The following is a 24,552-nucleotide window of genomic DNA, read 5'->3' as shown; positions in this document are numbered from 1 at the left end:
AGTTGGAGCGCAAACCCCACACGCTCAGTGCCCGCCGCTACTTGCTCCGCCAGCCTTCGCCGCAAACGGCGGCCTGGCCATCCAGATCACCACGATCAGTGACAGGAAGATCCAACCCAGTACGTGGAAGATCTCGTTGAAGGAAATCTGCAGCCCTTGCAGCGTGATCGACTGGTTCAGCACCGCCACCGCCGTTTGCGTATCGCTGGTCTGACTCACCGCCTGCTGTACGGTCGGGTTGTATGGCGTGATCTGTTCGGCAAGCTGAGAGTGATGCAACACTCCGCGCCGTTGCCACATAAAAGTGGTGAGTGACGCCGCGAAACTGGCACCCATCGTGCGCAGGAAGGTGGCGAGACCACCGCCCGAGGCGATTTCATGCGGCTGCAGATCCGAAAGCAGGATAGTGGTCACCGGCATGAAGAAAAGCGCCACGCCAAGGCCCTGAAACAACTGCACCAGCGCCACGTGCTCGAAGTCGACACCGATGTAGAAGTTCGAACGCATAAAGCATGTCATGCCCATCACCAGGAAGGCGCCGCTGGTGAGCAACCGCAAGTCGAAGCGCGTGGCGTATTTGCCCACGATGAAGGTGAGCAGCACGGGCAACACACCCAGCGGTGCGGTAGCGAAGCCCGCCCACGTGGCGGTGTAGCCCAGATTGATCTGTAACCACTGCGGTACCAGCAGGCCGATCGCGAAGAACGCCGCGTACGCCAGCACCAGCGAGATCGTGCCCATGCGGAAATTGCGGTGACGGAAAAGCTTGAGATCGACAATGGGTTCCTTGTCGGTCAATTCCCAGATCAGAAACACCACGATGGCGATGGCCGAAATGATCGAGGTGATCACGATGAAGTTGGAATTGAACCAGTCTTCGTCGCTGCCCTTGTCCAACACCACCTGCAACGCACCCACACCGATCACCAATGTGATCAGACCCACGTAGTCGATCTTCGGCCGCTGCGTGACCACGGCACGCAGGCGCATCTGATTGGCCACCACGCTGCTGGCGAAAATGCCGATCGGCACGTTGATGAAGAAAATCCACGGCCAGGAATAGTTGTCAGTGATCCAGCCGCCCAGGATCGGGCCGGCGATCGGCGCTACCACCGTCACCATCGCCAGCAGCGCCAGCGCCATGCCTCGTTTCGCGGGTGGATAAATCGAAATGAGCAGTGCCTGCGTGATCGGATACATCGGACCGGCCACCGCACCTTGAAGGGTGCGGAACCCGATCAGCATGCCCATGCTCTGCGCAATGCCGCACAGGAACGAGGCGAGCGAGAACAACAGCGTCGCCCACACGAACAGCTTCACTTCACCGAAACGGCGGGTGAGGAAGCCGGTGAGTGGCAGCGCAATGGCATTGCTCACCGCGAAGGATGTGATCACCCAAGTGCTCTGGTCCGAACTCACGCCGAGATTGCCGGCGATGGTTGGCAGCGACACGTTGGCGATGGTGGTGTCCAGCACCTGCATGAACGTGGCCAGCGACAAACCGATTGTCGCGAGGACCAGGTTGGGTGGACGGAAGTGGGTGTTCATCGATGTCACCTAGCTAGCGGTGCGCCTTGTAAGCCCCTCTCCCTTCGGGAGAGGGGTTTGGGGTGAGGGTGCGATCAGCGCGCGCACATCAAAACGTGCAGAAAAAGTAAGCATCGCGCTTCGCCCGTACCCTCACCCCCAGCCCCTCTCCCAAGGGGAGAGGGGAGCAAAAAGTAAACTCAACGCCCGCCCATATTCGCGTGAATGATCTGCTCGATCTGCGCATTCGCCGCAGCGAGCTGGTTTTGGTACACGTCCGTGCTGAAGCGCGGTTCGCTGCGCGCGCTCTGCGCCAGCGTCGGGCCGTTCTGGTCGTGCAGGTTCACTTCGGTGTCCAGCGACATGCCGATGCGTAGCGGATGCTGGTCGAGCTGCGACGGATCGGCGAACACCACGCGCACCGGAATGCGCTGCACGATCTTGATCCAGTTGCCGGTAGCGTTCTGCGCCGGCAGTAGCGAGAACGCACTGCCCGTACCCACGCCGAGGCTTTCCACCGTGCCCTTGTACTTCACCGAACCGCCGTACACGTCGGAGGTGATTTCCACCGGCTGGCCGATGCGCATATGCGTGAGCTGCGTTTCCTTGAAGTTCGCATCCACCCACACTTCATGCAGCGGCACCACCGCCATCAAGGCCGCACCCGGCTGCACGCGCTGACCGACCTGCACGGTGCGCTTGGCGACGTAGCCGGTCACTGGCGCCACCATCACCGTACGCACGTCATCGAGATACGCGGCGCGATATTGCGCAGCGGCGGCCTTCACATCCGGATGCGAAGCGACGACGGTGTCATCCACCAGCACCTGGTTGGTCGCCAACTGCTGCTGGGACGTGGTCAACGCACTCAACGCCGCGGTAAGCGCATCGCGGGCATGAGCCAATTCTTCGGCAGAGATCGCACCGGTCTTGGCCAGATCACGGCGGCGGTCGTAGTCGGCCTGCGCCTTCTGCAACGCCACTTTCTCTACCGCCACCTGCGCCTGTGCACCGGACACGGTGCTGTACAAACCACGCACGCGGCGCACAGTGTTGGCGAGGTTCGCAGAGGCGCGCTGCAGTCCAACGTCCGAATCGGACTTGTCGAGCGTCACCAGCACCTGGCCTTGTTTCACGAGATCACCATCGTCCGCACCGATGCTGGTGACGGTGCCGGCGATGCGCGGCGTGATCTGTACGATGTTGCCGTTGATGTAGGCGTCATCGGTGCTTTCGTACCAGCGTCCTACGATGAAATACCAGATCGTCCATGCAATAGCGGCGAGCACCAGCAGCGCCATCAGCAGTCGCAGCAGGATGCCGCGCCGGTTGTTGGCCGGCGGTGCCTGCACGGCGGACGTGTCGGCGGTATTGGGATTGGGACTGGACATGGGGGCTGCCTCAGATACGCAAGAAAATTATTTGGAGGAAAGTTCAGCGTCGGCCTGCGGACGGAAGCCGCCGCCGAGCGCCTGGATCAGTTGCACGTTGAGATCGGACTGCTGTGCATGGAGTGCGGCCATGCGTTGTTCGGCGGCAAGCAGCTCCTGGCGCACGCTGAGTGCTTCCAGATAACTGCCTATGCCAGCCTTGTAACGCTGCTCGGCGAGCTTCCATGCATCGTTTGCTGCATCGAGCGCACGCTGTTGCGCGGCGATCTGTTGTTGCATCGAAGCGATGGCGTCGTAGTCGTCGGCGACTTCGTTGACGGCAGACACCAGTGTCTTGTTGTACTGCGCAACGGCGAGGTCGTACTGCGCATCCTTGCTGTTCAAGTTGGCGCGGCGACGGCCGCCGTCGAAGATCGGCAGGCTGATAGCCGGCGCTGCTTCATAGAAGCGGTTCTGCATCGAGAACAGATTGCCGCCGCCGAGATTGATCAGACCCGCCATCGCGCCGATGTTCACGTTCGGCAGGAACTCGGTCTTGGCGGATTTGATGTCCTTGCTGGCCGCTTCCACGTGCCAACGTGCTGCGACCAGATCGGCGCGATGACCAACCAATTCCACCGGCAGATTCGCCGGTACGCTCAGCGCTGCCGGCGGCAGCAATTGCGGACGCGTGATGTCGAGGCCACGATCGGGACCTTTGCCAAGCAGCACCGACAACGCGGTGTGCGCCGCATCCACTGAGCGATCGGCTTGCGCCTTCTGCCCTTCGGCGCTGGCGACTTCCGAATCGCTCTGCTTGAGCTGCATCTGATTGTCGATGCCTGCAGCGACACGCTGACGTGTCAGATCGCGCGCATCGCCAGCGCGTTTCAGTTCGGCGGCAGCGACGTCTTGCTGTGTGTAGGCATAGCCCAGTTGCACATAGGCACGCGCAACGTTGGTCGACACTTCGATGCGCGCGGCCTGTGCGTCGATTTCCGCTGCGCGCTGTTGGCCCAGTGCCGCTTCCCACGTGGCGCGTTGGCCGCCCCACAGATCAAGATCCCATTTGAAGCTGCCGTACACGTACTTGGCCGCGCCGGTGTGGCCGGTGCCGAGCACGGGAATGGAAGTGGGAATGCGCGCTTCGGCGAAGCTGCCACCCACGCCGGCCGTTGGCTGGCGCGCGGCATCGGCCGCACCGGCTGCCGCCTGCGCCTGGCGGGCGCGTGCGTCAGCGACGGCCAAACTCGGGTTATCGCGCAACGCTTCCGTGATCAACGCCGTGAGCTGGGGATCGCCCAGGCCGGTCCACCAATCGTCCTTCGGCCAAGCCGCTTCGGAAACCTGCACGTTCGACAGGCTGCGCTCGGCCTTCAGCGAGGAAGCATCGGTCAGCGCGCCGTTCGGGTGCAGGCCGCCGCTGGTTACGCAGCCGGCCAGGGCGAACGTCAGTCCGACAGCAGCCGCAAGTGTTTGCAGACGCATGGCTTTCAATCTCGAAGTTTGAAGTGAATGAAGCAGTGCACCGGGAAGCCTCTCCTGACGCTTTCCCGGCTCGCCGAAACCGGCACGCGCCGGCTGGCGTCAGCGCGGCGGGTGCTTTCGTGCCCGCTGCGCGGCAGGTCGTCCGAGACCCGCTTGTTCTTGTTCAACGCTATTGTTTTTGTCACGCAGCGCGAGCAGCAGGCGGCTGAGGTAATCGTGCAAGCGCCGTCGCTCCTCTTCGCTCAGCGAACGCTGCGCCGCTTCCAGCACGTGTTCTTTGCAACCGCTGAGTTGCCGCCATAGCGCATTCCCCTCTTCCGTGAGTTCGATGCGCAGGGCGCGCCGATCCTGTTCGTGCGGGCTACGGCGCAAATAGCCCTTTCCTTCCAGTTGGTCGAGCTGGCGCGTCATGGCGCCACCGTCCAATTCCACCGCGCGGGCCAGCTCGGTGGCCGTCATCGCCCCCAGATCGGCCAAGCGCTTGAGGATCAGGAATTGGGTGAACCGAAGACCCAGGCCTCTGTCCGCGATTTCCGCCTCGATGCTGCGCACCAGCTCGGTGCGGACGAGGCCGATCAGCACGCCGAGGCTCTCCTGGCTGGTGGGGGTAATGAGCGGACCGGTGTTCATGGGAGCAGCATTTTATTGCTCCCGAAATATTTGTCAAGGCAAATATATGTTACGCACCTATTGTTTCAGCAAATGGACAGAAGTGAACTATTGCCGCCCCGCTGCCAGCTCGGCCAACTCGTCGTCGAGCCAAGCCTTGAGGGCCGGGTCACGCAGGTCGAACAGCTCGAACACCCCCAACGCCCGCAACGCCGGCAGCTGCGCCAGCAAGCGTGGTTCCATGGCCCGCCTCACCGCTTCGGGCGTAACGGGGTCGAGCATCTGATGGGCACAGACGACAAACGTCTCCAGCGGGGATTTGGATATTTCGGACTTCACAGAAACCAGTTGGATCAGGGACATGGCCTTTCCTTTCTTCGTGCAGCGGATCGCTCAGAACCTGTTCGATACCTCCACTCAGGAGGTATGCGGGCCGCGTGGAGGTGTTGAACAGGCTCTCCTATAAGACGGACGAACGAGATCTGCCGTGACCGACATAAGCGCGCCCAGCACATGGGCCTGCGCGTTTGCGCAAGTCTCGGCATCCCCTGGGGATTTCATCGAAAAGCCGCGAGCGGCGGCAGCGGCGTGAGAGAGGAACCGGCGCGTCGCACCGGTCGATTGGCACAGCTTAGGCAAAGCGGATGACAAGCTGATAACGTTATTTGGCCAAAAAATGTCGAGATTCGGCCATGCAACGGACCAAGGAAGAGCTCTACCAGTTGATCGAACGCCTGGACGGCCCTGCCCTCATCGCCTATTGGGACGACGGTGAAGCCTTCAGCGAGTACAAGCAGGAGACCAAGCAATACGACTGGCACAGCCACGCGCGTGGGCAGTTCTTTTGCGTGGAGAGCGGTCTGGTGCACATGCACACCGCACATGGCTCATGGCTGCTGCCGCCGCATCGCGCCGGCTGGATGCCACCGGGCGAGCTGCACAAGGTAAGCATCAACGGCCCGCTCACCGGATGGGGCGTCTTTCTCCATCCCAACCTCAGCCATTGCCTGCCCGACCAGCCCGGCGTGATCGGCGTGAATGCACTGATGCGCGAACTGGTCCATCGCGCCAGCTCCTGGACCTGGAATCCCGAACTCAATGAACGGCAGGAACGGGTGATGACGGTGCTGCTGGATGAGATCCGCCACGCCCCGCGCGAACCGTTGCATCTGCCGATGCCAATGGATCGCCGCCTGCTGCGCATTGCCCATGCCGTGCTGGAGCAGCCGCATGACAACCGCAGCCTGGAGGAATGGGCTGCATGGGCCGGCCTTTCCGCACGCACGCTCAGCCGCTTGTTTCGCGCCGAAACCGCCTTGAGTTTTGCCCAATGGCGCCAGCAGGCACGGCTAACCAAGGGGCTGGAGCAGTTGGCAGAGGGTCTGCCAGTGGCTGCCGTAGCGGACGGGCTCGGCTATGCGAGCCCCAGCGCATTCATTGCCATGTTCCGCCGCTGCTTCGGGCATCCGCCGGCGCGATACTTCGGCCAACGGGCGGTGGCGTAAGGGGGCGTTGTCTCATTCCTTGCGACGGCGAGCGGCAAGGATTTCCCAATGCGCGCCCAGGGAGCAAGGGGAGTTTTAAGCGACGGAATCACCCCTATGTCATGATCCACGGCCACCTGCGCGCCGTGCGATCGCGGGTTATCGACCATGCCTTTGCAGAATTTCCATCCCGCCGTTTCCGCGTGGTTCGAAGCCACGTTTCCTGCGCCAACTTCTGCGCAGGCCGCGGCATGGCCGGCGATCCGGGCAGGGCAGCACACGCTGGTGGCCGCGCCCACCGGTTCGGGTAAAACGCTCACTGCGTTTCTCGCCGCGATCGATCAACTGGTGCAAGAAGGTGTCGCGCGCGGTGGCACGCTGCCGGACGAGACGCGCGTGGTGTACGTATCGCCGCTGAAAGCGTTGTCGAATGACATCCACATCAACCTCGAAGCGCCGCTGGAAGGCATCGGCATCGAGCTGGAAAAACTCGGCCTGCCCGGCGCACCCATCCGCACCGCTGTGCGCACCGGCGATACGCCGCAAGCCGAACGCAGCCTGATGCGCAAAGCACCGCCGCACATTCTGGTGACGACACCGGAATCGCTGTACGTGCTGATGGGTTCGCTGTCCGGTCGCGAGATGCTCAAGAGTGTGCGCAGCGTGATCGTGGACGAAATCCATGCTGTCGCGACGAGCAAGCGCGGTGCGCATCTGGCACTGACGCTGGAGCGATTGGAAGCGTTGTGCCAGCGGCCGTTGCAACGAATTGGTTTGTCGGCGACGCAGAAGCCGATCGAGGACGTGGCGAAGTTTTTGGTAGGGCAGGGCACCGGCCTTGCCCCCTCTCCCCTCCGGGGAGAGGGCTGGGGTGAGGGGTCAACCTCGCGAGAAACTCCAGAAAAGCCCCAACCCATCATTACAGACCTCTTCGCAAGAGCGACCCCTCACCCCAACCCTCTCCCCGGAGGGGTGAGGGAGAAAAGCATCCACTGCACCATCATCGACGTCGGCCACACCCGCGCACGCGATCTCGCTATCGAAGTGCCGCCCGTACCGCTGGAAGCGGTGATGTCCAACGACATGTGGGAGCTGGTCTACAACCAGCTCGCGCAACTGGTCGAGCAGCACCGCACCACGCTGGTGTTCGTCAATACGCGACGCATGGCTGAACGCCTGGCGCGACATTTGTCCGAGCGCATCGGACATGAAGCCGTTGCGGCCCATCATGGCAGCCTCGCCAAAGAGCATCGCCTGGATGCCGAGCAACGCTTGAAGCGCGGCGAGCTGAAAGTGCTGGTAGCTACCGCATCGCTGGAGTTGGGTATCGACATCGGCGACGTCGATCTCGTATGTCAGCTTTCCTCGCCGCGCTCCATTGCCGCGTTTTTGCAGCGCGCCGGCCGTTCTGGCCACGCCGTGAACGGCACGCCGAAAGCACGCTTGTTCCCAAGCAGCCGCGACGATTTGATCGAATGCGCCGCCTTGCTCGACTGCGTGCGCCGCGGCGAGCTCGATACGCTGGTACAGCCGCCGCAACCGATCGACGTGCTGGCCCAGCAAATCGTGGCCGAAATCGCGTGTGCGGAATGGAATGAAGACGCGCTGTTCGATCTGGTGCGCCGCGCGTATCCGTATCGCACGCTGCCGCGCGAAACCTTCAACGCTGTGGTACGCATGCTGGCCGAAGGTTTCAGCACACGGCGCGGTGCGCGTGCTGCCTACATCCATCGCGACGCCGTGCATCACGAGTTGCGCGCACGGCGCGGTGCGCGACTCACCGCGGTTACATCAGGCGGCACCATTCCCGACACCGCCGATTACCTGGTCGTGCTGGAGCCGCAAGCCACTATCGTCGGCACCATCAACGAAGACTTCGCCATCGAGAGCATGGCCGGCGACATCTTCCAGCTCGGCAACACCAGCTATCGCATCCAGCGCGTGGAGCGCGATCGCGTGCGGGTGGAAGATGCGCAAGGCGCACCGCCGAGCCTTCCGTTCTGGCTGGGTGAAGCGCCGGGCCGCAGCAATGAATTGTCGGAAGGCGTGTCGCGCCTGCGCGAAGAACTATCGACGCGCATCGATGCCGATGGTGTGCAGGTCGCCTTCGACTGGCTGCGCGAAACGCTGGGTCTGAACGAATCCGCCGCGCAGCAGATCGTGGAATACCTGGCCAAGGCCAAAGCAGCGCTCGGCGTCATGCCCACGAAGTCGACACTGGTTTTCGAGCGCTTCTTCGACGAATCCGGCGGCACGCAATTGGTGATCCATACACCGTGGGGCAGCCGCATCAACAAAGCATGGGGTTTGGCCCTGCGCAAACGTTTCTGTCGCCAGTTCAATTTCGAATTGCAGGCCGCCGCCACCGAGAACGCGATCGTACTGTCGCTGTCCACCAGCCACAGCTTTCCGTTGATCGAAGTCGCGCGCTATCTGCACAGCAACACTGCTGAGCACGTGCTGGTGCAGGCGCTGCTGGATGCACCGCTGTTTCCGGTGCGTTGGCGCTGGAATGCGGTTACAGCGCTTGCTTTGCCGCGTTATGCCGGCGGCAAGAAAGTACCTGCTCCGCTGCAACGCATGAAGAGCGAAGATTTGCTTGCCAGCGTCTTTCCCGATCAAGTGGCGTGCCTGGAAAACATCGTAGGTGAACGGCAAATTCCCGATCACCCGCTGGTCAACCAGACGTTGCACGATTGCTTGCGCGAAGCGATGGACGTGGACGGGTTGCTGGATGTTCTCAAGCAGATGGAATCCGGCGCGATCACGGTCGTCGCGCGCGACCTCACCGCACCCAGCCCACTGGCCAGCGAAGTGCTCAACGCAGCACCTTATGCATTCCTTGACGATGCGCCGCTGGAAGAGCGTCGTACGCGCGCCGTGCAAACACGTCACTGGAACGGTATCGAAGATACGGACGATCTGGCCAAGCTTGATCCGGAGGCGATCGCCGCGGTGCGCAGCGAGGCGTGGCCGGAAGTGCGCAGCGCGGATGAGATGCACGAGGCGCTCAATGTGCTGGGTTTCGTGACTGACGAAGATATTCGAACGAATGATGGATGGCTTGACTCGTTGCACAAGCTCGCCAACGTTCATCGCGCCACACTTCTTACGCCCTCTCCCCTTCGGGGAGAGGGCGGGGGTGAGGGGCAAACCTCGCCAAACACTTCCAACAGCGCGATCGCACTTTCCAACAATCACGCAAGCCGTGGCCCCTCATCCGACCCTTCGGGCCACCTTCTCCCCGGAGGGGAGAAGGGAAAGAGCATGTGGATCTGCGCTGAAAAACTTCCTCTGTGGCGAGCAGTACATAGACATGCCGCACTGAATCCGTCGATCACTGCTCCCGCCGAATACGCCGCACAAACCTGGACCCGCGAAGACGCACTGCTCGAACTCATACGCGGCCGTCTTACCGGTCTCGGTCCCAGCACCGTTGCATCGCTCGCGATGTCGATGCGAGTCGATCCAGGCGACATCGAACTCGCCCTGATCCGCCTGCAATCCGAAGGCTACGTCATGCAGGGCCGCTTCACGCCGGATGCGACCGAGACCGAATGGTGCGAACGCCATCTGCTCGCACGCATCCACCGCTACACCATCGGCCGCCTGCGTCGGGAGATCGAACCCGTCAGTCGCCGCGACCTGATGCGCTTCCTGCTCGAATGGCAGCACGCCACCGCCGGCACGAAACTCAGCGGGCCCGATGCGCTTAGCGCCGTGCTCCATCAAATGGAAGGTTACGAAGCTGCTGCAGGTGCATGGGAAAGCGAATTGCTTGCCTCGCGTATCGAGGATTACTCCAGCCGCTGGCTGGACGAGTTGTGCCGCGCCGGTCGAATCGGTTGGAACCGCCTGCGTAGTGGCGGCGGCAGCGGCGGGCCCGTACGTGCCACGCCCATTGTGCTGCTGCCGCGTCGGCAGCTGCCGATCTGGACGTCGCTGGCCGATCGCAATCAGGAACAGGAAACATTGCTGTCTTCCCGTGCCCAAGCTGTCGCCGATGCGCTGGCAGCCCACGGCGCGCTGTTCTTCGACGAACTGATCGATGCCGCGCACCTGCTGCGTACCGAATTGGAAGACGCGCTGGGTGAACTGGTTTCCGCCGGCCGCGTCACTTCCGACAGCTTCGCCGGCCTGCGTGCGCTGCTCACACCTGCTGCCAAACGCGAATCGCCCAGACATCGCCGCGTGCGGCGACATACGCTGAGTGAAATCGAAGATGCAGGACGCTGGTCGGTGGTCCGCCGTATATCTCCCTCTCCCCTCCGGGGAGAGGGCCGGGGTGAGGGGCCAACCTCGCGAGAAATTTCGCAAGACGAAACCACCGAACACATCGCCCGCGTGCTGCTGCGCCGCTACGGCGTCGTCTTCTGGAAACTGCTCGAACGCGAAGCCGCGTGGCTTCCTTCCTGGCGCGAACTGCTTCGTGTCTACCATCGACTGGAAGCGCGCGGCGAAATTCGTGGTGGCCGCTTCGTGGAAGGTCTGGTCGGCGAACAGTTCGCGCTGCCCGAAGCCATTGCGCATCTGCGCAGCATCCGCTTGCGTCCGCTGGAACAGCAACGCGTCACCTTAAGCGGCAGCGATCCCCTCAACTTGGTCGGCACCGTCCTTGCCGGCGACCGCCTGCCTGCGCTGGCCGGTACGCGCGTGCTATACGAAGACGGCATACCGGTGGCCGCCTTGGTCGCCAGCAAACCGCAATGGCTAATCGAAGGCGATCTCGTGCAGCAGCGCCGCTGGTATAACGCGTTATTACGGCGGCCGGAGCCGGATGGCACCAGCGATGTAACGTACGTGCATCGCTGACATCGCATGCTTTCTCCGCTAAGTTAAGCCTGTCGCGCGGAACATCAGGGGGCGCTTGTGGGGATCGCACAATTGCTAGGCTGGCAATGGAATGGCTATTCGCGCTACCACCAGTCGCGAATCAATCTGCTGCTGCACATTTTCGTCGTGCCGGTATTCCTCGCCGGCAATGTCGCGCTGGTCGTCGCGATTATCAAAGGTTTCTGGATCATCGGGTTTGCCGGGTTGGCGGCGATGGTGCTGTCCGTTGCATTGCAGGGTCGCGGGCACCGACAAGAAGCTGTACTACCCGAACCCTTCACCAGCCCGATCAACGCCGTCTCGCGCATCTTTCTCGAACAGTGGATTACGTTTCCGCGGTTCGTTCTTTCGGGCGGCTGGCTGAAAGCGATGCGCCATCCGTGATCCACCGCAAGGCAATGACAAGCAGTACCCATCCATCGGCTGCATGCAGCTAACGCCATTCGATTTGCAGGTATCAACCAAGGAGGAGACCTATGAACACCGAATACAACCCTTATTCGCCGCCCACCAGCGTCGTTGGGGAACGCGATGACATTCAGCATGAGTTGGCAAGCAAGGGACGCCGTTTCGGCACGCTGCTGATCGATTACGTGTTCTTCTATCTCATCATCTTTGTTATCGGCTTCGCTGTCGGCATAACGCGTGGAGGCCAAGGTGCGGCGGGAATGCCTTGGCAACTGATAGGTTTCACGGTGCTTATCGGTTACTACCTGATCTTCGAAGGCGTCTGGCAGCGCACGCCGGGCAAATTCATCCTGGGCACGGTGGTCGTCAACGCTACAGGGGAAAAACCGAGTTTCGGGCAGATTCTTGGACGCACGCTTTGCCGTTTCATTCCTTTCGAACCCTTCTCGTTCTTCGGGCGCGAAGGCTGGCACGACTCGATTCCAAAGACCAAGGTGGTCATGGTGCAGAAGCGCTGATCCGATCCTGCCGCAGGTGTCGGGGCGGCGAATGCAAATGCATCGCATGACGGCAGCAGTTCGTAGGTTGGGGTGCAAGCCCCAACATCGCCATCTTCACACATCGCGACGTTGGGGTTTGCACCCCAACCTACGATTCACTGCTGTGACCACTGATTAGTCGCTGTAGTCAGCAATGTAGATCAACAGACCATCACGCTCGCGGTATTCGCTGCGCCCATCCAGGGCAATGCTTTGGCCTGCCCGTATGCCATTGGGCAGGTCGACGGCGAAGGTGCCCTGGAAATGGATTTGCGCATGCGCTACGCCGTCGACTTCGCTATAGCGGGTGATGGTCTGATGGCGCGCGGAGAACAGGTAGCGCGAACTCTCCGCCAGATGACGCAGTTCATACGCGCCCACGGTGCGCACACTGAGCACGCCAGCCGTGTAGTTCTCGAAAATTACTTCGCTATGCATGGTGGCAAGCATGGCATCGACGTCGATGTGGTTGTAGGCGTCGAGGTAGCGGTCGATGAGCGCACGCATGGCGTTTCTCCCTGGAGTGAAACCAGCATACCGGACTTGCGTGGTTTGCCGCCAAGGTGGAGCCTATAACGCATCGTCGTCATCCTCGGGAGGGACTGCGATGAAAGCTTCTGTCTTTGTGGGCGTCAGCGTCGACGGCTTTATGGCCAGGACCGATGGCGAGCTCGACTTTCTGCCGGAAGGCGGTGGGGAGCCGCACGGCTACGACGAATTCATGAGCACCGTGGACGCACTCGTCATAGGGCGAAAAACCTATGAGACGGTGCTCGGCTTCGGCTCATGGGCGTACGGCAAAAAGCCTGTTTTCGTATTGAGCACTCGCGAACTTGCACCATCGCCTGCCGGCGCTCTCGTGCAGCGCGTGGTCGGTGAACCCGAGGAAATCGTTGCCAAACTTGGCAAGCTCGGCATCAACCATATCTATGTGGATGGCGGCCTGACGATTCAGGGATTTCTACGCGCCGGACTCATTCAACGATTGATCATTACACGTGTGCCGGTATTGATCGGCAACGGCGTTCCGTTGTTCGGTGCGGTCGCACAGGACATTCGGCTCAAGCACATCGCAACACGCCAATACGCAAGCGGGTTGGTGCAAAGCGAATACGAAGTTCTCGCATGATAGTTGGCGATGTGCTTCCTCCCCTGCATGCCGGGGAGGGAGCGCGACGCGGTGAGCCGATGCTAGTGCGCTTTGACGTTATTGGTCTGCGTGATGAACTGCGCCACGTTGTCGTGCAGCAGCTTCAGCGATTCCTCGTGCGCGTAGACCATGTGCCCGGATGGATACCACGCGTAGCGGATATTGCTCATCAGCGCAGGCTGGATGGGCACGTGATGCATTTCGTAGTCGGCCGCGTAGAACGGTGTGGCCAGATCGTAGTAACCACCGTTGAGGAAAACTTTCAGATCAGGATTGGTCTTCATCGCTTTGGCCAGATCCGGCATCACGTTGACGGCACCGTCGTGACCGTTGTGCTTGAAGATCCAGTCGTTGACGTCAGCAAATTCGTGATAGACCTGATCTGCGCCGTACTTCAAATCTTTGCGCGCGTAGTCGTTGAAGGCGGCGATATAGGCCGCGCTGATGGCGGAAGACTGCGGGTCGTATTCGGCCTCTTTGCTCAGCGGATCGAGCGACGGTCCGGCGAAACGCGAGTCCAAACGGCCAGTGGTATCGCCGCTGTCGCCCAGGAGTTCGTGCTCGAACATCCCGCCGGTGACGCGCAGATTGGCTTTGAGCAAGTAGGTCACGGGAAGACCGGTGTACTGATGCAGTTTTTCGGCAACGGCCTGTTTGCGTGCATCGTCCAGGTTGGAACCTTGCATCAGCGCCTGCGCATAGTCACCGATCGCAAACTGCTCCGCGTCCTGCAGGAACGGTTCCAGCGCCGCCGGCTGCTGCGGCAGCTTGTGGTGGTAGTACGCAGTGGCGGCAAACGTGGGCAACGCCAGTTCGTAAGGCAGGTCGACGCCAGGATTCTGGTCGGCGCCATCGATGCTGGTGTCGAAATTGAGAATCTGCGAGAGCAGGATCACGCCGTTGAGATCGACGCTTTCTTCGTTTTCCAGATCGTTGGCCAGCACCGCCGAACGCGTGGTGCCGTAGCTTTCGCCGAATAGATATTTCGGCGAATTCCAGCGGCCGTAACGCGTCAGGAACTGGGTGATGAACTGTGCAAAGGCATGGCCGTCGCCGTCGACGCTGTAGATGTCCTTGCGCCGATCCTTCATCTGCTCATCGCGCTTGGACGCATCGGGATCGTTGGCAATCAATCGACTGAAACCAGCACCGGGAGCATCGATGAAGACCAGGTCGGAGGCATCGAGCAAGCTGTAGTCGTTATTTACCAGCTGATACGGCGCAGCCGGCGTGTGGCTATCGTCCCTGGTCACAACACGGCGCGGACCGAATGCGCCCATATGCAACCACACCGTCGCGGAGCCCGGTCCGCCGTTGTAAATAAAGGTGACCGGGCGCTTGGCAGCGTCTTCGCCTTTCTTGATGTAGGCCACGTAGAACATGCTGACGGTCGGGTCGTTCTCCTTGTCGCCCTTTCCGTGCAGCACGATGGTGCCCGCAACCGCCTTGTAGGCAATGTGCTTGCCTTCCACGGTCACCGAGCCTTCGGTGGTCGATGCCTGCGGATGCACCAAGGCAGCTTCGGGCTTCGCTTCGTCCGACGGTGTCTTGTCCTTTTTATCGGCAGCATGGGCACTGCCGAGCAGGAGCGCGGTCAGGGCGAGAGCGAGCGGAAGCTTGCGCATGAGGAATCCTTGGGGCTGGCGCGTTCATGCACCGGGATTCCCAGCTTAGGCATTGCGCATGCCGAGTTTCATACGCCAGAAGTCACTATGCCGCATGCGCGAAGCGTTCCCGGTAGCGGGCGGGACTCACCTTCAACGTCCGTCGAAAGTGGTGGCGCATGGTATCGGCGCTGCCGAAACCGCAGGCATCGGCGATCCGCTCGACCGGCCACTGGCTTCCTTCAAGCAATTCGCGTGCGCGACCCAGGCGCTCCTGGATCAACCATTGCTTGGGCGAGCAACCGGTGGCTTCCTCGAAGCGCCGCAGAAACGTGCGCTCGCTCATGCGTGCGCGCTCAGCCAGCTCGTTCAACTGCAGCGGTTGATCCAGATGGCCACGCATCCATTCCAGCAATTTGCCCAGCGCAGCACCCTGTTCCGGCAGCGGCGCCGGGATGAATTGCGCCTGCCCGCCATCGCGATGCGTGGGTACCACTGCGCGGCGCGCCACCTGGTTGGCGACGCGCGGACCGTAGTCGCGGCGGATCAGATGCAGCGAAAGATCGATGGCGGCAGCACTGCCCGCCGAGGTCAATACATGGCCTTCGTCGACGTACAGCACATCGGGTTGGATACGAATGCGCGGATAACGCTCTGCCAAAGCCTGCGCGTAGCGCCAGTGCGTGGTCGCGGCACGACCATCCAATACACCGGCAGCCGCCAACACGAATACGCCGGAACAGAATGAAAGCAGCCGCGCACCGCGTTTGTGTGCGGCACGCAACGCATCGAGTAGCGCCGGAGGTGGCATGGCGTCGGCGCCGCGCCAGCCCGGTACGATCACGGTGCCGGCTTTCGCCAGCAGTTCCAGCCCGCCATCCGCCTGCACGCGCAATCCGCCCGCCGCGCGCAATGGTCCACGCTCCACCGCGCACGAGGCGAAGCTGTACCAGCGCTCGAATTCCGGCCGCGCCAGACCAAACATTTCCACGGCAATACCGTATTCGAACGTGCACAGGCCGTCGTAGACCAGGGCGACGACGCGAGGGTTGGCTGGACCTTGGCCGGCGCGTGAACGTTTTGGCGGTTTTTTCATGGTGATAGGCATTCTTGCCAATGTCGCGCAGGCACGCCAGTGCCCAGACTGTTGCCATGTCCAACACGGAGCAACGCCCATGAGCACGGTTGTCACGCGCATTCCTGCCGCCCCAAGTCCCCAAGCATTGGCGCATTTCGAAGCGCGCCTTACGTTCGAAACCGATTGCGCCGATGTGTGGTACGCCACGCAGCATGAAACGAAAGACTTCGTGTTGCTGGACGTGCGTACGCCGACGCTTTATGCGGCAGGCCACGTGCCCGGCGCCATCAACATGCCGACGCGCACGATCAGCGAACAGCGCCTGGCGGACTATCCGCCGGATACGGTGTTCGTGGTGTATTGCGCAGGACCGCATTGCAACGGTGCCAACAAGTCGGCGGTGAAGCTTGCGCAACTCGGCCGGCCGGTGAAGGAAATGATCGGTGGACTGACTGGCTGGATCGACGAAGGCTTCGGCCTGGAGCGTGGCTGAAATGCAGGCGTCCGTGCACATTCGTCGCATTGCTGCAGCCGATCTCGAACAATGGCTGCCGCTCTGCGCCGAGCATGCGGCGTATGAACGACTGACTTACTCCCCAGACGGCGGTATGGAAGAGCTTGTGCGGGCACTTACTGCTGAACCACCGTTGCTGTTTGCATGGATCGCGATGGCAAACGAGTCAGCGATCGGTTACGCCAGCGCCACAGTGGATTTCTCCACGCTCGATCACGCAACGTATTTGCATATGGACTGCTTGTTCGTGCGTGATGGTTGGCGCGGCCGAGGCATTGGGCAGCAGTTATGGAGCGCGGTACATGCGTTCGCCCGCGCGCGCGGCTGTCGAACCGTGCAGTGGCAAACACCGGAATGGAACGTGGATGCGGCGCGATTTTATTTGCGTTTGGGTGCGACAGAGATGATCAAGCGGCGATATGTGTTGCCGATAGAGACCGCTTGAGCCCCTCCCCCCTCGGGAGAGGGGTTGGGGTGAGGGTGCGATCAAAGCGCGATGATGAAGACTTGCAGAAGGAATCAGTTCCGCGCTTCGCCCGAACCCTCACCCCCGGCCCCTCTCCCGAAAGGAGAGGGGTGTCGCCGAGTGTAAGGATCAAGCGCGCAGTGCTGCAGCTTCGCGCGCAAGCTGTTCGATGCCCGCCCAATCACCAGCCTTCAACTTGTCGTTCGGCGTAAGCCACGAACCGCCCACGCACAACACGTTTGGTAGCGAGAGGAAATCCTTCGCAGTAGCCAGCGAAATGCCGCCGGTCGGACAGAAGCGGATCTGTGGCAGCGGGCTTGCCCATGCGCCGAGCAGTTTCGCGCCGCCAGCAGGAACAGCCGGGAAGAATTTCAGGTGGCGATAGCCACGTTCAAGCAGCGCCATGGCTTCGCTGGCGGTGGCGATGCCGGGCAGCAAGGGTAGGGCGCTGTCATCCGCCGCGGCGAGCAACTTAGGCGACATGCCGGGCGAAACGGCAAAACGTGCACCGGCCCTTTCTGCTGCAGCCAGATCATTGGCAGTAAGCACGGTGCCAACACCGATCACCGCACCTTCCACTTCCGCAGCGATGGCGCGGATGGCATCGAGCGCGGCCGGTGTGCGTAGCGTCACTTCGATAGCCGGAATGCCGCCGGCCACCAGTGCGCGCGCCATCGGCACAGCGTGCTTGGCATCTTCGATGATCACCACCGGAATGACCGGTGCCAGGCGCATGGTGGCTTCAACGTGTTGTTGTTTGGTTTCGATGTTCATAGTCATTCCGCGAGTTCTCTGTGGCCGTCATTCCCGCGAAAGCGGAATTGACGGCCACATGGTTATGTGAAGGTCACAGCACTCCGGCACCAAGGTCAGCCGCCACCGCATTGCGACGGAAGATGCCGAACAATTCGCGGCCCATGCCATGTTGATGCCTGGAAAGATCTTCAACCGCCGGCGTACGCGCTGCGAATTCCGCGGCATCCACCAGCACGTCGAGCGTGCCCTTCGCGGCATCCAGGCGAATGATGTCGCCGTCGCGCACCTTGGCGATCGGGCCACAGTCGTCCGCTTCCGGCGTCACATGGATCGCCGCTGGCACGCGCCCGCTGGCACCCGACATGCGACCATCCGTTACCAATGCAATGCGATGGCCCCGATCCTGCAATACGGCCAGCGTCGGCGTGAGCTTGTGCAATTCCGGCATGCCGATCGCGCGCGGGCCCTGGAAGCGCACCACGGCGATGAAGTCGCGGTTGAGCTCGCCGCGATCGAATGCGCGCTTGATGTCATCCTGATCGTGGAACACCACCGCAGGCGCTTCGATCACCAGACGATCGTCCGGCACCGACGACACCTTGATCACCGAACGGCCGAGATTGCCGTTGAGCATGCGCAGGCCACCGTCGGCGCGGAAGGGTTCGTTCATGGCGCGCAACACGCCGCGATTGCCGCTTTCCTTCGAGACCGGCTTCCAAATGAGCTGGCCCGCTTCATCCAGTTCCGGCACTTTGGCGTAGCCGGAAAGATCAGTACCGGCGATCGTGCGCGCATCGCCGTGCAACAGACCGGCGCTCAGCAACTGATCGATCAGGAAGCTCATGCCGCCGGCTTCGTGGAAATGGTTCACGTCGGCATAGCCATTCGGATACACACGCGCCAGCAGCGGGGCGACCGATGACAAGGCGTCGAAATCTTCCCAGCGCAAGGCGATGCCGGCGGCCTGTGCGATCGCCACCAGGTGCAACAGATGATTGGTGGAACCACCCGTTGCATGCAGGCCGACTACGCCGTTGACGATGGCACGTTCATCGACGATGTGACCGATCGGCAAATGTTCGCCCGCCTTGCCGAGTGCTGCACAACGACGCACGGCTTCAGCGGTAAGCGCATCGCGCAGCGGCGTTTCCGGCGCAACGAAGCTGGCACCTGGCAGATGCAAGCCCATGATCTCCATCAGCATCTGGTTGGAGTTGGCGGTGCCGTAGAACGTGCAGGTGCCGGCCGAGTGATACGACGCCGCTTCGGCTTCGAGCAGTTCGTCACGGCTGGCTTTGCCTTCCGTATACGCCTGGCGAACTTTCGATTTCTGCTCGTTGCTGATGCCGCTGGGCATCGGGCCGCTCGGCACGAACACGCCGGGCAGGTGGCCGAAACTCAATGCACCGATCAAGAGACCTGGCACGATTTTGTCGCAGATCCCGAGGTACAGCGCGCTGTCGAACATGTCATGCGACAAGGCAATGGCCGTGGTCATCGCGATCAGATCGCGTGAGAACAGCGACAGCTCCATGCCGGCGCGGCCTTGCGTCACGCCATCGCACATCGCCGGTACGCCGCCCGCCACTTGAGCGGTAAAGCCTGCTTGCCGCGCCACTTCGCGGATGAAATCCGGATAGCGCTCGTACGGCTGGTGCGCCGAGAGCATGTCGTTGTACGCGGTGACGATGGCGACGTTCGGCGCGTGGCCTTCGCGCAGCGCCGCCTTGTCGTGCGTGTTGCACGCCGCAAAGCCGTGGGCGAGGTTGCCGCAGGAAAGCCGCGCGCGATGCGGGCCGTCGATGACGGCATTGTTGATGCGCTCCAGATACGCGGCGCGCGTGGCGCGGCTGCGTTCGCGCAGGCGCTCGGTGACTTCGGCAACGACGGGATGCAAACTCATTTCATGCTCCGGCCGAGCGGGCTCGGCGTTGATGCTTTTTCCAGCGGAAGGTTGGCGTTTTCGACAATGCGCCATCCTTCCTCGGCGTCATTCCCGCGAAAGCGGGAATGACGGCCATAAGGGGATGCGAGTTGGCGCATCACGGACACCAATAGATATCCAATGACCGCTTCGCTTGCAGCACACTGGCAACCGGCAACGTGCTGCCAGGCTGCTCGGCCTGCGCCAGCACGTCGCGTTTGTCGTTGCCTTGAATGTGCAGATACAGCGACCGCGCCTGCAGCAGCACCGGCAAGGTGAAGGTGATGCGTGGTTCGCCCGCACCCGGCGCACGCATCGGCAGCACCAGCGCGGTGTTTGACACATCCAACGCTTCACTCAAGCGATCACCGCCGGGAAAGAACGAAGCGGTGTGTCCATCCGGCCCCATACCGAGCACGATCACGTCGAACGGCTGCTTCAATGCCGCCACACGCGCACGCACTTCGCCGATGCCTGCTTCCGGCGTGGGGGTTTCCACATAAAGCGGCATGAATTCGGCATCGGCGGCTTTGTATTGCAACAACAATGATTCCACCAGCCGTGCGTTGGAACGTTCGTCGCTATCCGGCACCCAGCGTTCGTCCACCAAGGTGACGGTAACGCGCGACCAGTCCAGCGTTTCGTTCGACAGTGCTTCAAACAGGCGCTTGGGTGTGCTTCCGCCGGAGACTGCGATCAACGCTTCACCGCGCGCATCGATGGCTTCGCGCAGCTTGCCTGCAATGCTGGCCGACAAGGCCTTGGCCAAGGCCTCGCCGCCATCGAAGGCGTGCAGGGCGTGTTGCTCGCTCACTGTTCGAAATCCTCGTCCCAGGTGCGACCGTCGCGTTCGATCAATGCCACGGCGGCGCTCGGACCCCAGGTGCCGGAGGTATACGGCCGTGGCGATTCACCGCCTGCGGCCCACGCGGCCAGGATCGGATCGGCCCAACGCCATGCGGCTTCCACTTCGTCGCGACGCATGAACAGTGTGGGATTGCCGCGCACCACATCGAGCAGCAAGCGCTCGTATGCATCCGGCTGTTGCACGCCGAAGGCTTCGGCAAAGCTCATATCCAGCGGCACGTGACGCAGACGCAAACCGCCTGGGCCAGGATGCTTGATGGTGAGCCACAACTTCACGCCTTCATCGGGCTGCAAGCGCAGCACCAGGCGGTTCTGCGCCAACGGGCCTGCGGATGCGGTGAAGATGGAGTGCGGCACCGGCTTGAACGCCACCACGATTTCCGACACGCGCTCGGCCAGACGCTTGCCCGTACGCAGATAGAACGGCACACCAGACCAGCGCCAATTGGCGATTTCCGCCTTGAGCGCCACGAAGGTTTCGGTGCTGGAGTGCTCGACCTTCGATTTGCTGCTGCTGTTCAAGTCTTCGATATAGCCGGGCACGCTCTGCCCTTCGCCGACGCCAGCGCGGTACTGGCCGCGCACGGTGAGCTGAGAGGCGTTGGTTTCGTTGATCGGTTTGAGCGCATGCAGCACTTTCAACTTTTCATCGCGCACCGCATCGGGCGACAGCGAGGACGGCGGCTCCATCGCCACCATGCACAAGAGCTGCAGCATATGGTTCTGCACCATGTCGCGCAGCGCGCCAGCATGGTCGTAATACGGGCCACGGCGTTCCACACCCAGCGTTTCCGCCACAGTGATCTGCACGTGGTCGATGTGGCCAGCGTTCCATAGCGGCTCGAACAGCGCATTGCCGAAGCGCAATGCCAGCAGGTTCTGCACGGTTTCCTTGCCGAGGTAGTGGTCGATGCGATAGGTCTGCGATTCGGCAAAGACACGACCGACGTCGTCGTTGATGCGATTGGCGCTGGCCAGATCTTTGCCGATCGGCTTTTCCAGCACCACGCGCGACTTGCCCTGGTTGAGGCCGTAGCCGCCCAGACGCTGGCAGATGTCCACAAACAGGTCGGGCGACGTGGACAGATAGAACACGCGCACGTTGTCGGGGTATTCGCCCATCAGCTTGGCGAAGTCGTCCCAGCCGGCGTCTTTGCGCGCATCGAGCGGACGGTAATGCACCAGCTTGAGGAAGGTATCGAGCTGGTCGCCCTGCTTGGACGCCGCGCCATTGAGCGCGCTACGGATCTGCGCGCGGTAGCCGTCATCGTCCAGGCCTTCGCGAGCCACACCAATGATGCGGCTGCCTGGCTGGATCTGGCCGTCGACAAAACGGTGGAAGAGGGCAGGGAGCAATTTGCGTACGGCCAGATCGCCAGTGCCGCCGAAAATCACCAGATCGAACAGATCGACCGGTAGCGCGGGTGCAGTCACAACTCACCTCTTTGAAATGCGGGCAACCGCGACAGTGCGGCCGCCGGGGAAGCTCGATGGTACCAATGCCGTACCAGGCAATACCAGTCCCTTGTGCAGTGCAAACGTATGCATTGTTTTCATAAGGCCAGGAATCGTAAGCCGGGAATCGAAAATCGTAAAAAACGGCGTGGGAGTTGGATTTGAGAGGCCTACGGCATGCCTGCCATCGCGATTCCCAATGGACGACCCCTACTTCACACACCGGTTGTCTCAGTGGTTACGCATTGGTATGGTTTGCAACTATGCAGAATGCCCTGGCCGAGGAATACCGGCGGTTAAGCCGCGATACCACCACCCACCAGCCGCTGGCTTACCTGCGGCTACGGCGGGCTATTCGCAACGTCATCCAGCATCGCGACATCGAGCCAGGCCAAACCCTGCCGAGCGAACGCGATTTATCGCAGGCCCTGGGTCTGTCCCGCGTGACCGTGCGCAAGGCGATTTCAGGACTGGTTGAGGAAGGCCTGCTCACGCAGCGGCACGGCGCCGGCACCTTCGTGGCCGAGCGCATCATCAAGCCGATGTCGCGCCTGACCAGCTTCACCGAAGACCTGCGCGCACGCGGCCTGCATCCGCGCTCCGAATTCTTCGAGCGCAGTGTGGGCGAGGTGACGCCGGAGGAATCGATGGCGCTCAATCTCTCGCCTGGCGTGCTGGTGGCGCGCCTTCACCGCGTGCGTTATGCCGAGGACGAGCCGCTGGCGATCGAGCGCAGCGTGGTGCCGGCCAGCGTGCTGCCGGATCCGCATGAAGTGCACGATTCGCTGTACGAAGCGCTGGAGAAATACAACTGCCGCCCCGTGCGCGCATTGCAGCGTTTGCGCGCGGTGTTGCTTGGTGCGCGGCAAGCGCGGCTGTTGCACGTGAGCGCCGGCAGTGCGGGTTTGCACATCGAGCGACGTGGGTTTCTCGACGATGGACGCGTGGTGGAGTTCACCACGTCGTGGTACCGCGGGGATATCTACGATTTCGTAGCTGAGCTGCAGACCGACTAATTGTCCCGGTTACCTTGCGATCTTTCCGGCGAAGATCAGAATCCAGTTTGGTACGCCATGCGAAGCACACCGAACGTTTTTAAGTTGTGTGCTGTGCACGACTTGTTTTGAGCCATTGAGCCAGCCGTGATAGAAGGCCATGTGGGGTCGTTCGAGATCGTTAGTACATAGACGGGTTCGGGCTGGGACCGACAAGCGAAAGCCATTCACGTGGAAGGTTAGGTTAGGGAAAGCCGACGAACCGTCAGCACGGAGGGCAGCGAGCTTCGCAGGCAGGAGCCCACAGCATCATTCGTTCGTGCGTACCTTGAGGGACCCTGCCATTGTCCCTAGTGGCTGGGCGTGGGGTGGTTTTAGCCAAGATGACCGGCATGTACGTGCGGCCATTGTTGGGTCATGGCCTCATGGTAGGATAAAATCCTACCAAACCCCTCTGAAGGAGGCGCCCTATGACTGCCAAGAAACGGAGCATCACGCTCCCGGCTGAAATGGCCGACTACGTCGAACGCAAGGTGGCCTCCGGTGAATACGGCTCCGAAAGTGAAGTGGTGCGCGACGGGTTGCGTGCCTTGCAGGCCCGTGACCAAGCCGTGGAAGCGTGGCTGCGTTCGGAGGTGGCTGCGGCGTACGACGCAACCAAAGCCGATCCTTCGCGCCTGTTGAGTCCCGACGAAGTCCAGGCACGCCTGGTGAAGCAACTGCAACGCTTGCGCACCAACGCAAACGCAGCGTGATCCGCTACGCCGTGGGCTACGCGCCCGAAGCCAGCGCCCAGCTCGAAGCCTTGCTGTGGTACGTGGCTACGAATGCCGGCGTGGCAGTCGCGGAATCTTTCATTGCCGGCGTAAAACGCTATTGCGACAGCCTGGACTTGTATCCCGAACGCGGTGTGCGTCGCGACGATATCCGACCCGAGCTACGCATCACCAACCACCAAAGTAAGACCATCGTAGCCTTCACGATCGACCCCGCGGCACGTCGCGTCGAGATCTTGGGCGTCTATCACGGTGGCCAAGACTATGAGAGCGATCTGCGGGCGAAAGACTGATCCGCCCAACCGAACGTCATCCCCAGCTCTGCCGCCACAGGGCTTTATTGTGCCCCTAGACTGAATTCCGGCCTTCGCCGGAAGGATGGACAGACGCTGCTGCGAGTCGCGCAGATTCCCCCAAATTGCCCTCACCGCCCCCACCCGCTAAAGTTCCGCCCGTTCCAGGTGTCCCCACGGCCAGTTCCAAGGGGATGAAACGGGAAGCCGGTGCGCTGTTCGCACAGCAAGACCGGCACTGCCCCCGCAACGGTAAGCGAGAACGTTTCGAACGATCACACGCCACTGTGCTTTGCATGGGAAGGCATCGTTCGAAGGCATGCACTGACGCGCGCCACTCGTAAGTCCGGAGACCGGCCCGGAACAGGTTCTGGCACTCGCGGCGGGCGGGGCACGGATAAAAGCGTCGGCGCGTC

General features: G+C 61.7%; 22 protein-coding genes and 1 riboswitch. Of the genes, 10 read left to right on the top strand and 12 right to left on the bottom strand.

Annotation, left to right across the window (positions count from 1 at the left end):
* Nucleotides 1-24: 24 nt before the first annotated feature.
* The 5 genes from QQJ86_RS01980 to QQJ86_RS01960 form a co-directional block, all read right to left on the bottom strand.
* The gene (locus QQJ86_RS01980) at nucleotides 25-1,548 is read right to left on the bottom strand and encodes a DHA2 family efflux MFS transporter permease subunit (RefSeq protein ID WP_284319218.1); all 1,524 of its coding nucleotides are present in this window, start codon (nucleotides 1,546-1,548) and stop codon (nucleotides 25-27) included.
* Nucleotides 1,549-1,727: 179 nt separating this feature from the next.
* On the bottom strand, nucleotides 1,728-2,918 hold the full coding sequence (locus QQJ86_RS01975) for an HlyD/EmrA/EmrK family protein (protein WP_284319217.1): 1,191 nt from the start codon (nucleotides 2,916-2,918) through the stop codon (nucleotides 1,728-1,730).
* Between the two features lie 27 nt (nucleotides 2,919-2,945).
* Nucleotides 2,946-4,385 carry an efflux transporter outer membrane subunit gene (locus tag QQJ86_RS01970; RefSeq protein ID WP_284319216.1) on the bottom strand — a complete coding sequence of 480 codons (1,440 nt, stop codon included), beginning with the start codon at nucleotides 4,383-4,385 and terminating at the stop codon, nucleotides 2,946-2,948.
* 99 nt (nucleotides 4,386-4,484) lie between these two features.
* Nucleotides 4,485-5,015, bottom strand: a complete 531-nt coding sequence (locus QQJ86_RS01965; protein ID WP_284319215.1) for a MarR family winged helix-turn-helix transcriptional regulator — start codon at nucleotides 5,013-5,015, stop codon at nucleotides 4,485-4,487.
* Between the two features lie 87 nt (nucleotides 5,016-5,102).
* The gene (locus QQJ86_RS01960) at nucleotides 5,103-5,357 is read right to left on the bottom strand and encodes a hypothetical protein (RefSeq protein ID WP_284319214.1); all 255 of its coding nucleotides are present in this window, start codon (nucleotides 5,355-5,357) and stop codon (nucleotides 5,103-5,105) included.
* Nucleotides 5,358-5,686: 329 nt separating this feature from the next.
* Here QQJ86_RS01960 and QQJ86_RS01955 point away from each other — a divergent pair, with 329 nt between their 5' ends.
* The 4 genes from QQJ86_RS01955 (at nucleotide 5,687) to QQJ86_RS01940 (ending at nucleotide 12,237) form a co-directional block, all read left to right on the top strand.
* Nucleotides 5,687-6,499 carry an AraC family transcriptional regulator gene (locus QQJ86_RS01955; RefSeq protein ID WP_284319213.1) on the top strand — a complete coding sequence of 271 codons (813 nt, stop codon included), beginning with the start codon at nucleotides 5,687-5,689 and terminating at the stop codon, nucleotides 6,497-6,499.
* A gap of 147 nt (nucleotides 6,500-6,646) precedes the next feature.
* Complete coding sequence (locus QQJ86_RS01950; protein ID WP_284319212.1) at nucleotides 6,647-11,290, top strand: DEAD/DEAH box helicase; 4,644 nt, start codon at nucleotides 6,647-6,649, stop codon at nucleotides 11,288-11,290.
* Nucleotides 11,291-11,347: 57 nt separating this feature from the next.
* Complete coding sequence (locus QQJ86_RS01945) at nucleotides 11,348-11,695, top strand: terminase (RefSeq protein ID WP_284319211.1); 348 nt, start codon at nucleotides 11,348-11,350, stop codon at nucleotides 11,693-11,695.
* A gap of 92 nt (nucleotides 11,696-11,787) precedes the next feature.
* Nucleotides 11,788-12,237 (top strand): RDD family protein, encoded by a 450-nt coding sequence (locus QQJ86_RS01940; RefSeq protein ID WP_284319210.1) that lies wholly within the window; start codon nucleotides 11,788-11,790, stop codon nucleotides 12,235-12,237.
* A 156-nt stretch (nucleotides 12,238-12,393) separates the two neighbouring features.
* Here QQJ86_RS01940 and QQJ86_RS01935 read toward each other — a convergent pair whose 3' ends face one another.
* Entirely contained in the window at nucleotides 12,394-12,765 is a 372-nt protein-coding gene (locus QQJ86_RS01935; protein WP_284319209.1) for a nuclear transport factor 2 family protein, read from the bottom strand.
* Between the two features lie 100 nt (nucleotides 12,766-12,865).
* Here QQJ86_RS01935 and QQJ86_RS01930 point away from each other — a divergent pair, with 100 nt between their 5' ends.
* Complete coding sequence (locus QQJ86_RS01930; protein WP_284319208.1) at nucleotides 12,866-13,387, top strand: dihydrofolate reductase family protein; 522 nt, start codon at nucleotides 12,866-12,868, stop codon at nucleotides 13,385-13,387.
* A gap of 62 nt (nucleotides 13,388-13,449) precedes the next feature.
* Here the strand turns inward: QQJ86_RS01930 and QQJ86_RS01925 are convergent, their stop codons facing one another.
* Together QQJ86_RS01925 and ftrA are read right to left on the bottom strand one after the other, a co-directional pair.
* Nucleotides 13,450-15,033, bottom strand: a complete 1,584-nt coding sequence (locus tag QQJ86_RS01925; protein ID WP_284319207.1) for a S10 family peptidase — start codon at nucleotides 15,031-15,033, stop codon at nucleotides 13,450-13,452.
* 85 nt (nucleotides 15,034-15,118) lie between these two features.
* Complete coding sequence (gene ftrA / locus QQJ86_RS01920) at nucleotides 15,119-16,108, bottom strand: transcriptional regulator FtrA (RefSeq protein ID WP_284319206.1); 990 nt, start codon at nucleotides 16,106-16,108, stop codon at nucleotides 15,119-15,121.
* Between the two features lie 79 nt (nucleotides 16,109-16,187).
* On the opposite strand from ftrA, the gene QQJ86_RS01915 reads away from it, so the two are divergent.
* Complete coding sequence (locus QQJ86_RS01915; RefSeq protein WP_284319205.1) at nucleotides 16,188-16,583, top strand: rhodanese-like domain-containing protein; 396 nt, start codon at nucleotides 16,188-16,190, stop codon at nucleotides 16,581-16,583.
* Nucleotides 16,584-16,596: 13 nt separating this feature from the next.
* On the top strand, nucleotides 16,597-17,049 hold the full coding sequence (locus QQJ86_RS01910) for a GNAT family N-acetyltransferase (RefSeq protein WP_284319204.1): 453 nt from the start codon (nucleotides 16,597-16,599) through the stop codon (nucleotides 17,047-17,049).
* 150 nt (nucleotides 17,050-17,199) lie between these two features.
* Here the strand turns inward: QQJ86_RS01910 and eda are convergent, their stop codons facing one another.
* The 4 genes from eda to zwf form a co-directional block, all read right to left on the bottom strand.
* Nucleotides 17,200-17,850 carry a bifunctional 4-hydroxy-2-oxoglutarate aldolase/2-dehydro-3-deoxy-phosphogluconate aldolase gene (gene eda / locus QQJ86_RS01905; RefSeq protein ID WP_284319203.1) on the bottom strand — a complete coding sequence of 217 codons (651 nt, stop codon included), beginning with the start codon at nucleotides 17,848-17,850 and terminating at the stop codon, nucleotides 17,200-17,202.
* 67 nt (nucleotides 17,851-17,917) lie between these two features.
* Complete coding sequence (gene edd / locus QQJ86_RS01900) at nucleotides 17,918-19,729, bottom strand: phosphogluconate dehydratase (RefSeq protein ID WP_284319202.1); 1,812 nt, start codon at nucleotides 19,727-19,729, stop codon at nucleotides 17,918-17,920.
* 139 nt (nucleotides 19,730-19,868) lie between these two features.
* On the bottom strand, nucleotides 19,869-20,564 hold the full coding sequence (pgl, locus tag QQJ86_RS01895; protein WP_284319201.1) for a 6-phosphogluconolactonase: 696 nt from the start codon (nucleotides 20,562-20,564) through the stop codon (nucleotides 19,869-19,871).
* Nucleotides 20,561-22,051: a glucose-6-phosphate dehydrogenase gene (gene zwf, locus QQJ86_RS01890; protein ID WP_284319200.1), complete on the bottom strand. Its 1,491-nt coding sequence runs from the start codon at nucleotides 22,049-22,051 to the stop codon at nucleotides 20,561-20,563. The genes pgl and zwf overlap by 4 nt, the downstream gene beginning before the upstream one ends.
* Nucleotides 22,052-22,335: 284 nt before the next feature.
* Here zwf and QQJ86_RS01885 point away from each other — a divergent pair, with 284 nt between their 5' ends.
* From QQJ86_RS01885 to QQJ86_RS01875, 3 genes are all read left to right on the top strand, one after another.
* On the top strand, nucleotides 22,336-23,088 hold the full coding sequence (locus QQJ86_RS01885) for a GntR family transcriptional regulator (protein WP_284319199.1): 753 nt from the start codon (nucleotides 22,336-22,338) through the stop codon (nucleotides 23,086-23,088).
* Between the two features lie 449 nt (nucleotides 23,089-23,537).
* On the top strand, nucleotides 23,538-23,822 hold the full coding sequence (locus tag QQJ86_RS01880) for a type II toxin-antitoxin system ParD family antitoxin (protein WP_284319198.1): 285 nt from the start codon (nucleotides 23,538-23,540) through the stop codon (nucleotides 23,820-23,822).
* Nucleotides 23,819-24,136 (top strand): type II toxin-antitoxin system RelE/ParE family toxin, encoded by a 318-nt coding sequence (locus QQJ86_RS01875; protein ID WP_284319197.1) that lies wholly within the window; start codon nucleotides 23,819-23,821, stop codon nucleotides 24,134-24,136. Before QQJ86_RS01880 ends, QQJ86_RS01875 begins: the two co-directional genes overlap by 4 nt.
* Before the next feature lie 149 nt (nucleotides 24,137-24,285).
* A riboswitch (cobalamin riboswitch) is annotated at nucleotides 24,286-24,512 on the top strand.
* Nucleotides 24,513-24,552: the final 40 nt, after the last annotated feature.

The organism is Dyella acidisoli (assembly GCF_030160295.1).
GTDB lineage: Bacteria > Pseudomonadota > Gammaproteobacteria > Xanthomonadales > Rhodanobacteraceae > Dyella_B > Dyella_B acidisoli.
The sequence above is the reverse complement of the archived record's forward strand: the minus strand, read 5'-3'. Positions and strand labels throughout refer to the sequence as shown.

What these genes read in the sequence shown, in the direction of transcription:
- QQJ86_RS01955 (WP_284319213.1), top strand. Translation starts at nt 5,687, where the DNA reads ATGCAACGGACCAAGGAAGAGCTCTACCAGTTGATCGAACGCCTGGAC.
- eda (WP_284319203.1), bottom strand. Translation starts at nt 17,850, where the DNA reads ATGACTATGAACATCGAAACCAAACAACAACACGTTGAAGCCACCATG.
- QQJ86_RS01915 (WP_284319205.1), top strand. Translation starts at nt 16,188, where the DNA reads ATGAGCACGGTTGTCACGCGCATTCCTGCCGCCCCAAGTCCCCAAGCA.
- QQJ86_RS01880 (WP_284319198.1), top strand. Translation starts at nt 23,538, where the DNA reads ATGACTGCCAAGAAACGGAGCATCACGCTCCCGGCTGAAATGGCCGAC.
- QQJ86_RS01960 (WP_284319214.1), bottom strand. Translation starts at nt 5,357, where the DNA reads ATGTCCCTGATCCAACTGGTTTCTGTGAAGTCCGAAATATCCAAATCC.
- QQJ86_RS01925 (WP_284319207.1), bottom strand. Translation starts at nt 15,033, where the DNA reads ATGCGCAAGCTTCCGCTCGCTCTCGCCCTGACCGCGCTCCTGCTCGGC.
- edd (WP_284319202.1), bottom strand. Translation starts at nt 19,729, where the DNA reads ATGAGTTTGCATCCCGTCGTTGCCGAAGTCACCGAGCGCCTGCGCGAA.
- QQJ86_RS01935 (WP_284319209.1), bottom strand. Translation starts at nt 12,765, where the DNA reads ATGCGTGCGCTCATCGACCGCTACCTCGACGCCTACAACCACATCGAC.
- ftrA (WP_284319206.1), bottom strand. Translation starts at nt 16,108, where the DNA reads ATGAAAAAACCGCCAAAACGTTCACGCGCCGGCCAAGGTCCAGCCAAC.
- QQJ86_RS01980 (WP_284319218.1), bottom strand. Translation starts at nt 1,548, where the DNA reads ATGAACACCCACTTCCGTCCACCCAACCTGGTCCTCGCGACAATCGGT.
- QQJ86_RS01950 (WP_284319212.1), top strand. Translation starts at nt 6,647, where the DNA reads ATGCCTTTGCAGAATTTCCATCCCGCCGTTTCCGCGTGGTTCGAAGCC.
- QQJ86_RS01930 (WP_284319208.1), top strand. Translation starts at nt 12,866, where the DNA reads ATGAAAGCTTCTGTCTTTGTGGGCGTCAGCGTCGACGGCTTTATGGCC.
- QQJ86_RS01885 (WP_284319199.1), top strand. Translation starts at nt 22,336, where the DNA reads ATGCAGAATGCCCTGGCCGAGGAATACCGGCGGTTAAGCCGCGATACC.
- QQJ86_RS01975 (WP_284319217.1), bottom strand. Translation starts at nt 2,918, where the DNA reads ATGTCCAGTCCCAATCCCAATACCGCCGACACGTCCGCCGTGCAGGCA.
- QQJ86_RS01940 (WP_284319210.1), top strand. Translation starts at nt 11,788, where the DNA reads ATGAACACCGAATACAACCCTTATTCGCCGCCCACCAGCGTCGTTGGG.
- QQJ86_RS01970 (WP_284319216.1), bottom strand. Translation starts at nt 4,385, where the DNA reads ATGCGTCTGCAAACACTTGCGGCTGCTGTCGGACTGACGTTCGCCCTG.
- QQJ86_RS01965 (WP_284319215.1), bottom strand. Translation starts at nt 5,015, where the DNA reads ATGAACACCGGTCCGCTCATTACCCCCACCAGCCAGGAGAGCCTCGGC.